The organism is Bradyrhizobium sp. IAR9 (genome assembly GCF_013408065.1).
Taxonomy (GTDB): Bacteria; Pseudomonadota; Alphaproteobacteria; order Rhizobiales; family Xanthobacteraceae; genus Bradyrhizobium.
In genome coordinates this window covers 637,033-651,444 of the sequence record NZ_JACBZW010000003.1, presented here as the reverse complement: position 1 = coordinate 651,444, position 14,412 = coordinate 637,033, and the positions used below count along the sequence as shown (strand labels likewise).

Annotated in this window: 12 protein-coding genes; 8 read left to right on the top strand and 4 right to left on the bottom strand. The window is 64.5% G+C overall.

Going from position 1 to position 14,412, the window contains the following annotated elements; all coding sequences use genetic code 11:
* Positions 1-16: 16 nt before the first annotated feature.
* Positions 17-763: a trypsin-like serine protease gene (locus tag GGD67_RS12080; protein WP_179732941.1), complete on the bottom strand. Its 747-nt coding sequence runs from the start codon at positions 761-763 to the stop codon at positions 17-19.
* 102 nt (positions 764-865) lie between these two features.
* On the opposite strand from GGD67_RS12080, the gene GGD67_RS12075 reads away from it, so the two are divergent.
* Complete coding sequence (locus GGD67_RS12075) at positions 866-1,501, top strand: HAD-IA family hydrolase (RefSeq protein WP_179732939.1); 636 nt, start codon at positions 866-868, stop codon at positions 1,499-1,501.
* A 114-nt stretch (positions 1,502-1,615) separates the two neighbouring features.
* Here GGD67_RS12075 and mtnA read toward each other — a convergent pair whose 3' ends face one another.
* The 3 genes from mtnA to GGD67_RS12060 all read right to left on the bottom strand — a co-directional run bounded on the left by mtnA (position 1,616) and on the right by GGD67_RS12060 (position 4,161).
* A complete protein-coding gene (mtnA, locus tag GGD67_RS12070) occupies positions 1,616-2,719 on the bottom strand; it encodes an S-methyl-5-thioribose-1-phosphate isomerase (RefSeq protein WP_179732937.1) in 1,104 nt (367 codons plus the stop codon).
* Between the two features lie 15 nt (positions 2,720-2,734).
* Positions 2,735-3,610, bottom strand: coding sequence for an S-methyl-5'-thioadenosine phosphorylase (locus GGD67_RS12065; protein WP_179732935.1), 876 nt, complete (start codon positions 3,608-3,610; stop codon positions 2,735-2,737).
* A 278-nt stretch (positions 3,611-3,888) separates the two neighbouring features.
* Positions 3,889-4,161, bottom strand: a complete 273-nt coding sequence (locus GGD67_RS12060) for a phosphopantetheine-binding protein (RefSeq protein WP_179732934.1) — start codon at positions 4,159-4,161, stop codon at positions 3,889-3,891.
* A gap of 355 nt (positions 4,162-4,516) precedes the next feature.
* On the opposite strand from GGD67_RS12060, the gene GGD67_RS12055 reads away from it, so the two are divergent.
* The 7 genes from GGD67_RS12055 to GGD67_RS12025 all read left to right on the top strand — a co-directional run bounded on the left by GGD67_RS12055 (position 4,517) and on the right by GGD67_RS12025 (position 14,300).
* Positions 4,517-5,734 (top strand): acyl-CoA dehydrogenase family protein, encoded by a 1,218-nt coding sequence (locus GGD67_RS12055; protein WP_179732932.1) that lies wholly within the window; start codon positions 4,517-4,519, stop codon positions 5,732-5,734.
* A 39-nt stretch (positions 5,735-5,773) separates the two neighbouring features.
* Positions 5,774-6,754 (top strand): amino acid--[acyl-carrier-protein] ligase, encoded by a 981-nt coding sequence (locus tag GGD67_RS12050; RefSeq protein WP_018316763.1) that lies wholly within the window; start codon positions 5,774-5,776, stop codon positions 6,752-6,754.
* A gap of 117 nt (positions 6,755-6,871) precedes the next feature.
* Entirely contained in the window at positions 6,872-7,747 is an 876-nt protein-coding gene (locus GGD67_RS12045; RefSeq protein WP_018316762.1) for a hypothetical protein, read from the top strand.
* 352 nt (positions 7,748-8,099) lie between these two features.
* The gene (locus tag GGD67_RS12040) at positions 8,100-10,967 is read left to right on the top strand and encodes a PAS-domain containing protein (protein ID WP_179732930.1); all 2,868 of its coding nucleotides are present in this window, start codon (positions 8,100-8,102) and stop codon (positions 10,965-10,967) included.
* 209 nt (positions 10,968-11,176) lie between these two features.
* Complete coding sequence (locus tag GGD67_RS12035) at positions 11,177-12,154, top strand: tripartite tricarboxylate transporter substrate binding protein (protein ID WP_018316760.1); 978 nt, start codon at positions 11,177-11,179, stop codon at positions 12,152-12,154.
* A 147-nt stretch (positions 12,155-12,301) separates the two neighbouring features.
* The gene (locus tag GGD67_RS12030; protein WP_092251594.1) at positions 12,302-12,787 is read left to right on the top strand and encodes a tripartite tricarboxylate transporter TctB family protein; all 486 of its coding nucleotides are present in this window, start codon (positions 12,302-12,304) and stop codon (positions 12,785-12,787) included.
* A gap of 4 nt (positions 12,788-12,791) precedes the next feature.
* Positions 12,792-14,300 carry a tripartite tricarboxylate transporter permease gene (locus GGD67_RS12025; RefSeq protein ID WP_018316758.1) on the top strand — a complete coding sequence of 503 codons (1,509 nt, stop codon included), beginning with the start codon at positions 12,792-12,794 and terminating at the stop codon, positions 14,298-14,300.
* Positions 14,301-14,412 lie beyond the last annotated feature (112 nt).

Here is a 14,412-nt window from a genome sequence, read left to right as displayed (position 1 = left end):
TCGAGCCGCGGTCAAATCACAGCGCCGCACCCCAGCTCCGCGCGGTCAGCAAGATCCAGTCGCGGTAGAGCGTGAGCGGCGTGACGCCGGTCAACCCGCCACAGCCATCGCCGGCGTTCGGTCCCGTCGCCCAGCTGATGACACCGACAAGCACGGCGCCGTTCGGCTTGTCCTCGAACACAGGACCACCGGAATCGCCGGTACAAGCGCCAATTCCGTCGCGAACACCGTTGGTTACGGGATCGACCAGGCGGATCTGGAGCGTGCCGGGCTGGCCCGTGACGACAAGGCCCGCGACGCGCGTGGCCCCGCCGCTCCTGCCATCACCGCGCACGGTGACACCGGTACCGGCAATGACGAAACGGCTACCGACCTGGATCGGAATATTCGGCGCGCCGACCGGCACCGCCGATTTTCCCTTGAGTGGAATTTCCAGTTGCAACAGCGCCACGTCTGCGCCGGCGCGATGCACCTGCGCTTTGTAGCCCGGATGGATCGCGATGGTGCGCACGTTCAGCAATTGCGGTGCGCCACCGCTGCGATCGACGATCTTGTAGTCCGCGCCCGGCGGCACGCAGTGAGCGCCGGTCAATACGATCTTCGGCGCGATCAGAGTGCCGGTGCAGGAATTGCCGCGCGAGCCGACGATGGTGACGACGGCGCGCGCCACGCCATCGGCCTGCGGCGTGCCACCGCCGACGATGGCATGGGCGGGTGTGGCGAGCAGCAGCGCAGTCGTGATGAACGTGGCAAGCTTCTTCATGGGAACACGCTTCGGTATTGGCGGCGGCAGATTGCTTCGGACTGGTCCTTGCCGATAGCGCATGCTAGCCCTCTTGGAAAGGAATTGACGAGGGCAGGGATAGTGGCGGTCGAGGCTGTGATCTTTGATTTTGGCGGCGTGCTGACGAGCTCACCGTTCGAGGCATTCGCGCGGTTCGAGACCGAGCGCGGCCTGCCCGTCGACATCATCCGGCGGACCAACGCCGCCAACCACCTGGAGAACGCCTGGGCCAAGTTCGAGCGGGCCGAGGTCGATATCGACACCTTCGACGAATTGTTCGCCACGGAATCGCTCGCACTCGGCGCGGAGGTGCGCGGCCGCGACGTGCTGCCGCTGCTGCAGGGCGATCTGCGCCCCGAGATGGTCGAGGCGCTGAAGCGCATCAAGGCGCAATTCAAGACCGGCTGCATCACCAACAACCTGCCGGCCAATGCGATCGGCAGCATGACCGGGCGCTCGCTCTACATCGCTGAAGTCATGGTGCTGTTCGACCACGTGATCGAGTCCGCCAAGATCGGCCTGCGCAAGCCTGATCCGCGCATCTACCGGCTGATGGTCGAGACGCTGAAGGTCGATCCGAACAATTGCGTCTATCTCGACGATCTCGGCGTCAATCTGAAGCCCGCGCGCGAGATGGGCATGACCACGATCAAGGTGACGAGCGGCGCGCAGGCGATCGCCGAGCTTGAGAAAGCAACTGGGCTGAAGCTGACTTAATTCGCAAATGCCGCAGGGTGGGCAAAGCGAAAGCGCGCCCACCACAATCAGATGGTGGGCACGGCGCTTCCGCGCCTTTGCCCACCCTACGAGAGCTCGCAATGAGGGCGGAGCCTACTCCGCCGCCGCGATCCGTTCCGGAAACGCTGCCGCCAGCTCGTCGCGATCCGGCTTCAGCACGCCGCGCTCGGTGATGAGGCCGGTCACGAGCCGCGCCGGCGTCACGTCGAAGGCGTAATTCGCGACCGGCGATCCCTCCGGCACGATGCGCACCGTCTCCAGCCTTCCATCGGCGGTGCGGCCGGTCATGTCGGTGACCTCAGTGCCGCTGCGCTGCTCGATCGGAATGTCGCGGATGCCGTCATGGACGGCAAAATCGATCGTCGGCGACGGCAGCGCGACATAGAACGGCACGCCGTTGTCGTGGGCGGCGAGCGCCTTCAGATAGGTGCCGATCTTGTTGCAGACATCGCCATTGGCGGCGACGCGGTCGGTACCGACGATGGCGAGGTCGACCATGCCGTGCTGCATCAGGTGCCCGCCGGTGTTGTCGGGGATCACCGTGTGCGGTACGCCGTGATGACCGAGCTCCCAGGCCGTGAGCGAGGCGCCCTGGTTGCGCGGACGTGTCTCGTCGACCCAGACATGGATCTTGATGCCGCGTTCATGCGCAAGATAGATCGGCGCCGTCGCCGTGCCCCAGTCGACCGTGGCGAGCCAACCGGCGTTGCAATGCGTCAACACGTTGACGGTCTCGCCCCGCTTCTTCGCTGCGATTGCCTCGATCAGCTTCAAGCCGTTGCCGGCGATGCCGCGGTTGATCTCGACATCCTGCTCGACGATTTCGTCGGCACGCGCATAGGCTGCCTCGGCGCGCTCCAGCGGATCGATCGGCGCGAGCGCCGTGCGCATCTCGTCCAGCGCCCATTTCAGATTGATCGCCGTCGGCCGCGCCACCACGAGCGTGTCGTAAGCGCGCTTCAGGCCGGCGTCGGAAGCGTCCTCGCGCATGGCGAGCGCCATGCCGTAGGCAGCGGTGGCACCGATCAGCGGCGCGCCTCGCACCAGCATGTCGCGGATGGCGACGGCTGCATCGTCGCAGGATGTCAGCTTCGCGACGACGAACTCATGCGGCAGCCGGCGCTGGTCGATCGCGCCGATTGACCAGCCGTCAGGCTCGCGCCAGATGCTGCGGAAATGCTTGCCGTCGACCTTCATGGCATTCTGCCTTTCTCATACTCGCAGGATGCGCCCGGCCACCGCATCGAGCTTCTTCAGAAGCTCGGGATCGCGCGCCTCGGGCGCCGTAATCAGCGCGGTGTCGAGCGCGCGGTCCGAACCGATCGGACACGACTCATGCTCGCGCGGAAAGTCCATTGCCAGCCGCGCCACCAGCGCCTTCGCCTTGTCGGCGTTCGAGGTCAGCACGCGGATGATGTCCTGCACGGTGACGGCATCGTGATCGGGATGCCAGCAGTCGAAATCCGTCACCATCGCCACCGTGGCGTAACAGATTTCCGCCTCACGCGCGAGCTTCGCCTCCGGCATGTTGGTCATGCCGATCACGGAATAGCCCAGCGTCTTGTAGGTCATGCTCTCCGCATAGGTGGAGAATTGCGGCCCCTCCATGCAGACGTAAGTGCCGCCACGCGCGATCGCGATGCTCTCGGCTTCAGCGGCCGCGGCAAGATGGATACGCAAACGTGGAGAGACCGGATGCGCCATCGACACATGCGCGACACAGCCCCGGCCGAAGAACGAGCTTTCGCGTTTGTGGGTGCGGTCGACGAACTGATCGACGAGAACGAAGGTGCCCGGCGGCAGCTCCTCCCTGAAGGAACCGCAGGCCGACAGCGAGATCAGATCGGTGACGCCGGCCCGCTTCAAGACGTCGATATTGGCGCGGTAGTTGATGTCGGAGGGCGACAGGCGGTGCCCCTTGTCGTGCCGCGGCAGGAATACGATCGGCAACCCTGCGATGGTGCCGCGGCGCACGGGCGCCGACGGCTCGCCCCAGGGGCTCTCGATCACCTCTTCGCGCGCACCCTCGAGGCCCGGCAAATCATAGATGCCCGAGCCGCCGATGATGCCCAATACCGCCTGCGTCATGCCTGCTCCACCCTGTTCGCCACGTGCGACATGGTTAAGCTATGCCAGTTTTGCGGCGGTTTTGGAACGGGGTGGTGGGGCGATGTCGGTGGTGTGAGGGGCGCGGGCGCGCTCGCCTCTCACTCGAGGTCGTCCCTGCGCACGCAGGGACCCATACCGCGGATTCTTTCGAGGTGCTTGGTCGCAATCCAGAACGACCAGCCTTCGCAAAACCTCTCCCTGGGGGTAATGGGTCCCTGCGTTCGCAGGGACGACCCGGAGAGAGGTCGGCGCGCGGCTTAAGCCGCGTTCGCCAGCTGAAGCTGGGTCGCCACCATCCGCTCCAGCGTCTCGACGGACTGGAAATTCTCCGGCGTGATCTCGGCTTGCGGGATGGTGAAGTCGAACTCGGCTTCGACGGCGAGCATCAGATTGACCATGTCCATCGAGGTCAGGCCGACATCGACCAGCTTGGCAGGCGGCGTGACATCGGCCATGAGCGAATTCTGCTCGAGGATGCCCTTCACCAGCTTGATGATGCGATTGCGTACGTCGGTATCAAAGGATTGCATCGGCAAATTCCCGTCTGTGTCAAAGGTCGAACCGGCTTGCCGCTACGATGGGCACGGCCTGCCGGTCCCGCAATGGGCGACACCAATACTTCGCGTTTCTTAGTAAACGATGACTCAGATTGTCTGAAATTCAGGCTTCTTCCAGAGTCCTAACGCGATGCTGGAAAAACGGGTGATGCAAACAACCGGACCTTAACTGTTCGTTCGGAATTGGGCTTTGTTTACCCTCTATTTCATCGACGAATTTGAATTAAATCCGTAGCCTCGTCTCACAAGCAAAGATGGCCGGAGGATCGCTTACGCGCATCGCGAATGATGCCGGCGATCTCGAACGGCAAACCGGAGGCGGACGAGTATGAACGTGCGTGAAGCAGTCCTCACTGTCGACGAAACGCAGACGGGCTTCCTCGAGCAGGGTCCCTCCCTGACCGAGCGCGCCGCCCGGACCGCCGCAGCTGCCGCGGCCGACGCCGACGGGGTCGATCGCGACGCCCGTTTCCCGCACAAGGCTTTCGAGGTCGCGCGCGAGCAGAAGCTGCTCGGCGTCATGATCCCGGTCGAATTTGGCGGCTTCGGTGCCTCCATCTACGACGTCACCGACATCTGCTACACGCTCGGACGCGCCTGCGCCTCGACCGCGATGATCTATGCGATGCACCAGACCAAGGTCGCCTGCGTCGTCAGGCACGGCCACGGCATCCCCTGGATGGAAACCATGATGCGCCGGGTCGCCCGCGACCAGTGGCTGCTCGCCTCCTCCACCACCGAAGGCCAGAACGGTGGCAACATCCGGGCCAGCGCCGCCGCCGTCGATCACGCCGGCGATACCGTCTCGCTGGTGCGCGACGCCACCGTGATCTCCTACGGCGCCGAAGCCGACGGCCTCGTCACCATCGCCCGCCGCGCTACCGAGGCCGCCGCCTCCGACCAGGTGCTGCTGGCGCTCGCCAGGGACGATTATTCGCTGAAGCGGACGCTGGGCTGGGAAACGCTCGGCATGCGCGGCACCTGCTCGACCGGCTTCGAGCTGAAGGTCGATTGTCCCGCTGACCGCGTCTTCCCGGAATCCTATGACAAGATCCACGCCCAGACCATGACGCCGTTCGCGCATCTGTGCTGGTCGTCGGCCTGGGCCGGCATCGCCGCCGCAGCCGTGACCCGCGCGCAGGCCTTCATCCGCAAGGCGGCCCGCACCTCCGGCGGCCAGATGCCGCCGGCCGCGGCGCATTTCACCGCCGCCAAGATGTCGCTGGCGAAACTGCGCGCGCTGCTGTCGGCCAATATCGATGCCTTTGCCCGCGCCGAGCATGACGAGCGCGCGCTCGGCTCGCTCGACTTCCAGTCCTCGATCACGCTGCTGAAGGTGCAGGCCTCCGAGCTCGCGGTCGAGACCGTGATGCATGCGATGCGCACCGCCGGCCTCTCCGGCTACCGCAACGACGGCGAGTTCACTATGGGCCGGCACCTCCGCGACGTGCTGTCGTCCCCGATCATGATCAACAACGACCGTATTCTGGCCAATGCCGCGACTTCGACGCTGATGAGCGGCGTGCCGACAAGCCTTCACGACTGAATCAACAACAACAATTTTGAGATAGCAGGACATCGCGCCATGAACATTGCCATCCTTCCCGACTCGCCCGCGACCGCGCCGCAGATGATCGATCCGCTCGATCATCTCGCCGACAAGCTGTTCCACCGCATGGGCGCCGATGGCGTCTACGCCCGCACCGCGCTCTATGAAGGCGTCGTCGAGAAGCTCGCCGCGCTGATCACCAGCCATCGCGAGAGCGGCACCGAGGTGATGCGTTTCCCGCCGGTGATGAGCCGGGCCCAGCTGGAAAAATCCGGCTATCTCAAGAGCTTTCCGAACCTGCTCGGCTGCGTTTGCGGTCTGCACGGGACCGAGCGCGAGATCAACGCCGCGGTGAGCCGCTTCGATGCCGGCGGCGACTGGACCACCTCACTGTCTCCCGCCGATCTCGTGCTGTCGCCCGCCGCCTGCTATCCGGTCTATCCGATCGCGGCGAGCCGCGGCCCCTTGCCGAAGGGCGGCCTGCGCTTCGACGTTGCCGCTGATTGCTTCCGCCGCGAGCCGTCGAAGCATCTCGACCGGCTGCAATCGTTCCGGATGCGTGAATATGTCTGCATCGGCAGCCCCGACGACGTCGCCGATTTCCGCGAGCGCTGGATGGTGCGCGCGCAGAAGATCGCGACCGACCTCGGCCTCACCTTCCGCGTCGATTATGCCAGCGATCCCTTCTTCGGTCGTGTCGGCCAGATGAAGGCGGTCAGCCAGAAGCAACAGCAGCTCAAGTTCGAGCTGCTCATTCCGCTGCGCTCGGAAGAGCAGCCGACGGCCTGCATGAGCTTCAACTATCACCGCGAGCATTTCGGCACGACCTGGGGAATTCAGGATGCCGGCGGCGAGCCAGCCCACACCGGCTGCGTCGCCTTCGGCATGGACCGGCTGGCGGTCGCCATGTTCCACACCCACGGCACGGACCTTTCCGCCTGGCCCGCCAAGGTGCGGGACGTCCTGGGCCTGCAGCCGCGGGTCACGGCCGACGCCCATGTCGAAGGCTGGCGCTAGCAGCATGATCCGGATCCGAAGGACCGCGTCAGCGAAAAGTGCAAAGCGGTCTTCCGACAAGATCATGCTGAAACAATAGACCAAACGAGGCCTGTCATTTCCACGGGTAAGACGAGCGTGATTCACACCAAGGTGCGATGCCGCGAGATCACCGAGTCCGACGCCGAAGCGGTCGCGGACCTGCTGACGCGCGGCTTCGTCGGCCGCTCGCGGAACTATTGGATCCAGGGTCTGCGCCGGCAGGCCTTCCGGTCCGTGCCGGAGGGCTATCCGCGCTTCGGCTACATGCTCGAGAGTGACGGCACGCCGGTCGGTGTGCTGCTGCTGATCTACACGGCGCGGAAGAACGGCGAAGAGACCGCCATCCAGTGCAATCTGTCGAGCTGGTATGTCGATCCGGCCTACCGCAACTATGCCCCGCTGCTGACCAAGATCGCGCAGCGGCACAAGGACGTGACCTATTTCAACATCAGCCCGGCCCCGTGGACCTGGCCGATCATCGAGACGCAGGGCTTTCGTGCCTATTGCCGCGGCATATTCTTCTCGGTTCCTGCCCTGGCGCGACCTCCGCGCTGGAGCGAGATCGAGGTCATCTCGCCTCACGCCAAAACGATCGAGGGGCTATCCGAAGCCGAAACCGAGCTCTTGACGCGGCATGCGCGCTACAATTGCCTCAGCCTCGTCTGCCGCACGCCGAAGGGAACATTCCCCTTCATCCTGCAGCCGGTGCGCATCCGCCGCGGCTTCATTGCGCCTCCTGCGATGAAGCTGATCTACTGCCGTAGCGCCGCGGAATATGCCGCCTGCGCAGGCCGCATCGGCCGGCTGCTGCTTCGGCTCGGCAAGATCGCGGTGGCGATCGATTCCAATGGACCGCTTCCCGGCCTGGTCGGTATTTATACCGAGCGGCGCGGTCGCAAATACTTCAAGGGCCCGGATCGGCCGCAGCTCGGCGATCTCACCGATACGGAACTGGTGTTGTACGGGCCGTGAGGGAGGCCGTCGGACCAGACCACCGCTGTCGTCCCTGCGAACGCAGGGACCCATACCGCGTGATCTGTCTCTAAGCCGCAATGCTGGTATCACGGGAAGGCCCCTTCACTTCCAATCTTCGTCAAACCTTTCCCTGTGGTTATGGGTCCCTGCTTTCGCAGGGACGACACTTCATTTGACGCGCCCTCCCGCCCAACTCTCGCGCGCACCTCCGCATTTCCGACGCGCTCTCCATCGCCAGTCACCCTCCGTAAACTACTGCGCTTAAGGGAATTTTCCGGCCTCTTCGCTACCCTCGGCGGCTGAATTAGGTTGCGTTAAGTCTATTGCTCGCCGAGATCCCGCCGATCCCATGACGTCGACCCGCGACAACGAGCTTGGTGCACGCCGCGAGCAGGGCCCGGAGGCCCTGGTCGCGCTGAGCCAGCTTGCGCTCGACCACATGGAACAGGGCGTCTGCGTCTACGATGCCGACAACCGGATCGTGCTGGTCAACCAGCGTTACTTGTCGCTGTTCGATATGTCGGCCGACATCGTGCGCGTGGGCACGAGCTACCGCGAGGTACTTGCGCATAGTGCGATGCGCGGCAACTTTCCCCAGGACCAGCTCGACACGCTGTATTCGGCGCGGATCGCGCAGATCGCTGGGGGAAAGCCGTTCCGGACCGAGCAGCAGCTGGCGAGCGGCCTCGTCATGTCGCTCGAGCTGAAGCCGCTTCCCGGCGGCGGCTGGATGACGATCTGCGACGATGTCACCCGCCTCGCCCGGCTCGAGGCGGAATTGCGCGTGCAGACCGAGCGCAGCCAGCACGCGCTCGCCAACATGTCGCACGGCCTCATCATGTATGATGCCGACAGTTGCGTCGTCGTCTGCAACGAACGTTTCCTGAACCTCTACAACCTCGATCCCAGCATCGTAAGGCCGGGCGCCTCGCATCGCGAGGTGCTCGATCATTGGGTATCGCGCGGCAATTTGCCGGGCATGCCGACAGACGAATTCCATAAATCCAGGCTGGAGGACGTGCGCACCAGAAAGGCGAAGTCCCTGCTGGTGATGCGTTATGACGGACGCATGGTGCAGACGGTCTCGCGCTTCCTGCCCGACGGCGGCTGGGTGACCGTGCATGAGGACGTCACGGAGCGGCTGCAATATGAAGAGACGCTGCGGCAACAGAATTTTATTCTCGATGCCGCGATGGAGAACATGGCGCACGGGCTCGCCTTCTATGACAGCGACATGCGCCTTCGCGTCTGCAACACCACCTACCGCAAGATCTACCTGCTGTCGCCGGAGGAGACCAGGCCCGGCACGCATCTCGCCGAGCTGATCGAGCGCTCGATGGCGAACGGCGCGTTCTCGTCCGAGTACAGCCCCCGGCAGCTCTTGGAAGCCGCCAGCGCCAGGATCGCGAACCGCGATTCCTCGCCGATGCGCCGGCGCATGTCGAACGATACCGTGATCTCGGTGCGCTATTGCGCGCTGCCCGAGGGCGGCTTCGTCGCCACTTACGAGGACATCACCGAACGCGAGCACGCGATCGAGGAGCTGAGCGAGCAGTATCGCCGCTTCGACGCGGCGCTGAACAACATGAGCCAGGGCCTGTGCATGCTCGACGCGAGCCTGCGCGTCATCGTGTGCAATCGCCGCTACATCGAGATGTACGGCCTGTCGCCTGACATTGTGAAGCCCGGCGTCTCGATGCGCGAGATCATGGAGCATAGCTGCGAGCTCGGCATCCATCAGAACACCACAGCCGCGCGGCTCTATGCCGATTACGTCGAGCGGCTGCGCGAGGGCGAGCATACGCTGCATCGCCATTTGAGCGACGGCCGCATCATCAAGCTCAATCACAAGCGGATGGAGCATGGCGGCTGGGTCGTCACCTACGAGGACGTCACCGAGCGCCACAAGGCCCAGGCGCGCGTCGCGCATATGGCGCGGCACGATTCGTTGACCGACCTGCCCAACCGCACGCTGTTCCGCGAAAAGATGGGCGAGGGACTGAACCAGGTCGCGATCGCCGGCGGCGCCATGGCCGTGCTGTGCTTCGACCTCGACAATTTCAAGACCGTCAACGACCGCCTCGGCCACGCCGCCGGCGACCGGCTGCTGCGCTGGGTCGCGGCGCGGCTGAAGGAGAATGTCGGCGAGCACGATACCGTCGCGCGGCTCGGCGGCGACGAGTTCGCCGTGCTCCAGCGCGGACCGCAGCCGCAAGCGGCGGAAAAGCTGGCCCGGCGTCTGGTCGAGGTTCTCGGTCATCCGCCGCCACTGGAAAACCAGTCGATCCATGTCGGCGCCTCCGTCGGCATCGCGATCGCACCCGACCACGGGCTCGATGCCGACGAACTGATGAAATGCGCAGATCTCGCGCTGTACCAGGCCAAGGCCAAGGGGCGCGGCGCCTATCAGCTGTTCGAGCCCGAGATGGAGGAAGAGGCGCGCAGTCGGCACGCGCTGGAGCACGATCTACGCGGCGCGCTCGAGGCGCGTCAATTCCATCTGGTATTCCAGCCGCAGCTGCGGCTCGATTCGACCGAGCTCACCGGGTTCGAGGCACTCCTGCGCTGGAAACATCCCTCGCGCGGCTTCGTCTCGCCGGCCGAGTTCATTCCGATCGCTGAAGAGACCGGGCTGATCGTTCCGATCGGCGAATGGGTGCTGCGCAGCGCCTGTGCGACCGCCGCGTCCTGGCCCGATGTCACCGTCGCGGTAAATCTGTCGCCGGTGCAGTTCCGTTCGCGCGGGCTGGTGGCGATGGTCACGAGCGCACTTGCCGAAGCCGGCCTGCCGCCGCAACGGCTCGAGCTCGAGGTCACCGAGACGGCGCTGCTCGACGACAGCGAGGCGACGATCGAGATCCTGCACCAGCTTCGCGCGTTAGGCGTGCGCGTCAGCCTCGACGATTTCGGCGTCGGCTATTCCTCGCTGAGCTATTTACGCAAGTTTCCGTTCGATCGCATCAAGATCGATCGTTCCTTCGTCGGCACGCTCGGCGAAAGTCCGGAGAGCGTTGCCATCGTCCGCACCATCGCAAGCCTCGGTTCCGTGCTCGGCGTCGAGACAACGGCGGAGGGTGTGGAGACCGAGGAGCAACTCGACTTCGTCCGCGAATGCGGCTGCACCGCCGTACAGGGCTATTATTTCGGCAGGCCGTGCCCCGCATCGGAGGTCGGCCGCACCATCGAGACGCTGAGTTCGGTCCGGCGCGTGGCGTAGCGGCATTCTGCTCCCTCAAATTCCGTCTCTCGGCACACGAAAAAACGACGAATTGTCGCATGTGCCGCCTCGACCGGGATTGCCGCACCGCCCGGCGCCCGCGATCCGCGCAATGCGCTTTTCTTCTCCCTCGATTTCAGGAACAATCGCCTTCGCAAGAACGAGAAACGGCGGCCCGCAAAGAGGCCGCCGCGAGGGGAGGAGTTTCGATGCCGCGATACGGGCTGAAGACGATCGCATTTGCCGCGATGCATGCTGTTATGGGCGCATTGCTCTCGACTGCCGCCAGCGCGCAGGACTATCCCAGCAAGCCGATCACGCTGATCGTGCCATGGCCGGCCGGCGGATCGACCGATATCTCGATGCGCGCCATCGCCGACAGCGCCTCGAAGGTGCTGGGGCAGCCGATCGTGATCGACAACAAGGCCGGCGGCGGCGGCACGGTGGGACCTGCGACCATGGCGGCAGCCGCGAAGCCGGACGGCTACACCATCTCGCAGATTCCGATCACAGTGTTCCGCCTGCCCTTGATGCAGGAAGTGTCGTGGGATCCGGCCAAGGACTTCACCTACATCATCCATCTCACCGGCTACACCTTCGGCGTGACCACCAGCGCGGAGTCGCAGTTCAAGAGCTGGAAGGACGTCGTGGAGTTCGCCAAGGCGAATCCGGGCAAGGTGACCTATGCCACGCCGGGCGCCGGCACCTCACTGCATATCGGCATGGAGCAGATCGCCGGAATGTCCGGCATCAAGCTGACGCAAGTTCCTTTCAAGGGCGGCGCGGAGACCAACGCCGCGGTGCTGGGGCAGCACACGATGCTTCAGGCGGACTCCACGGGATGGCGGCCGCTGGTCGACGCCGGCAAGCTGCGGCTGCTGATGGTGTGGACCGGCGCACGCTCGCCGAACTATCCCGATGCGCCGACGCTGAAGGAGCTCGGCTATCCCATGGTCTATGATTCCCCCTTCGGCATCGCCGGCCCGAAAGGCATGGATCCAAAGATCGTCGCCAAGCTGCACGATGCCTTCAAGAAGGCGGTCGAGGATCCCGCGGTGGTCGCGACGCTCGCCAAATACGACATGGTGCCGAACTACAAGAACACCGAGGACTACAAGAAGTTCGTCGTCGAGGTCACGGAGTCCGAGCGCAAGGTGATCGATACGCTCGGGCTCGCGAAGAAGTAGCTTGTCCCATCACACATGCTGACCTCATCCTGAGGTGCGAGCCGCGCTTGCGGCTCGCCTCGAAGGATGGATCGGGGCACCGTCGCCCTTCGAGGGCTACGCTGCGCTCCGCCACCTCAGGACGACGGTGATCTCAAGGCGCTTCACATGAACAACGACACCAACGTCAAACTCCGCCTCAGCAACTCCGAGCTCTGGGGCGGGCTGATCGGGCTCGCGCTGGGCGGATTCGTGATCTGGTCCGGCATGAAGCTCAAGCTCGGCACCATCAACGATCCCGGCTCCGGCTACGTGCTGTTCTACACGGGCATCCTGATGTGCGTGTTCGCAGGCGCCATCATCGTCTCGGCGGTCACCGAGGGCGCGCCGACGCTGGCCTCGCGCTGGGAGAATGTGCGCTGGAGCAAGCCGCTCCTGCTGATTGCCTGTCTCGTGGCATTCTCCATTGCGCTGGAACCACTCGGCTTCCTGCTGTCGTCGATCCCCCTGGTGCTGCTGCTGTTGCGGCTGATCGATCCCGTCCGCTGGACGCTGGCGATCCCGATCGCCGTCCTGGTGCCATCAGGCATGTGGTGGGTGCTCAAGCGGCTGCTGCTGATCCAGCTGCCCTCGGGCCTGTTCGGGATCGGCTGACCCTATGGATACGCTATTCAATGTCGCGCATGGGTTCGGCGTCGCGCTGCTGCCAGTCAACCTGCTCTACTGCTTCATCGGCGTCTTCATCGGCACCCTGGTCGGCGTGCTGCCGGGCATCGGGCCGATCTCGGCGATGTCGCTGCTTCTGCCCGTGACGCTGTCGGGCACGCCGGAATCCGGCATCATCATGATGGCCGGGATCTATTACGGCTCGATGTATGGCGGCTCGACCACCTCGATCCTGGTCAACATCCCCGGCGAGGCGGCCTCCGTCGTCACCTGCATCGACGGCCACCAGATGGCGAAGCAGGGACGCGCTGGCCCTGCACTCGGCATTTCCGCCTTCGGCTCCTTCATTGCCGGCACGTTCGCGCTGATCGCCTTGATGCTGGTGGCGCCGAAGCTCGCCAGCGTCGCCATCGCGTTCGGCCCGGCCGAATATTTCAGCCTGATGGTGCTCGGCCTCGTGGTGCTCACCTTCCTGACCCAGGGTTCGATGCCGAAGGCATTGCTGATGGCGTGCATCGGCGTCGTGCTCGGACTGATCGGGCTCGACAGCATCACGGCGCAGCCGCGTCTGACCTTCGGCCGCATGGAGCTGATCGACGGCATCGGGCTGGTGCCCGTCGTGATGGGCCTGTTCGGCGTTGCGGAGGTGCTGCTCAACACCGAGCAGGCGATCAAGCGCGACATCATCAACACCAAGATCACCCATCTGCTGCCCACCAGGGAGGACTGGAAGGCGAGCGCAGGTCCGGTCGGCCGCGGCACCATCCTCGGCTTCTTCCTCGGCATCCTGCCGGGCGGCGGCGCGGTGGTGGCGTCCTTTGCCTCCTACGCGCTGGAGAAGCGGCTGTCGAAGACGCCGGAGCGCTTCGGCCATGGCGCGATCGAAGGCGTTGCCGGACCGGAATCGGCGAACAACGCCGCGGCGGGCGGCGCCTTCATTCCGCTGATGACGCTCGGCATTCCGCCGAACGTGGTGATGGCGCTGCTGCTCGGCGCCTTCGTCATCCACGGCCTGCAGCCGGGACCGCTGCTGATCACGCAGAACCCCGGCCTGTTCTGGGGCATCGTCGCCAGCATGTATATCGGCAACGTCATGCTGCTGATCCTGAACCTGCCGATGATCGGCATGTGGGTGCAGCTGCTCAAGCTGCCGTACAACATCCTGTTCCCCCTGATCATCCTGTTCACGATCCTGGGCGTCTACTGCTCCAGCAACAACGTGTTCGACGTCTATGTGATGATCGCGTTCGGGATCATCGGCTATTTCATGCGCAAGCTCGGCTACGAGCCAGCGCCGCTTGTGCTGGCTTTCGTGCTGGGACCGATGATGGAGAACAATCTGCGCAAGTCACTGATCCTGTCGCAGGGCGATCTCTGGACCTTCGTACAGCGGCCGATCTCGGGGGTCTGTCTCGTGTTTGCCCTGGTGCTGCTGATCGCGCCGCTATTGCCGTCGCTGCGCAAGAAGCGCGAGCTGGTGGCGCTGGATGAGGGGGCGTGAAGTTTCGCAGGGTGGGCAAAGCGACTTGTCCGCCGTAGCTCGAAGAGCGAAGGCGGAAGCGTACCCACGATCTATATCCATCACGGAGGAATGGTGGGCACGGCGCAAGTGC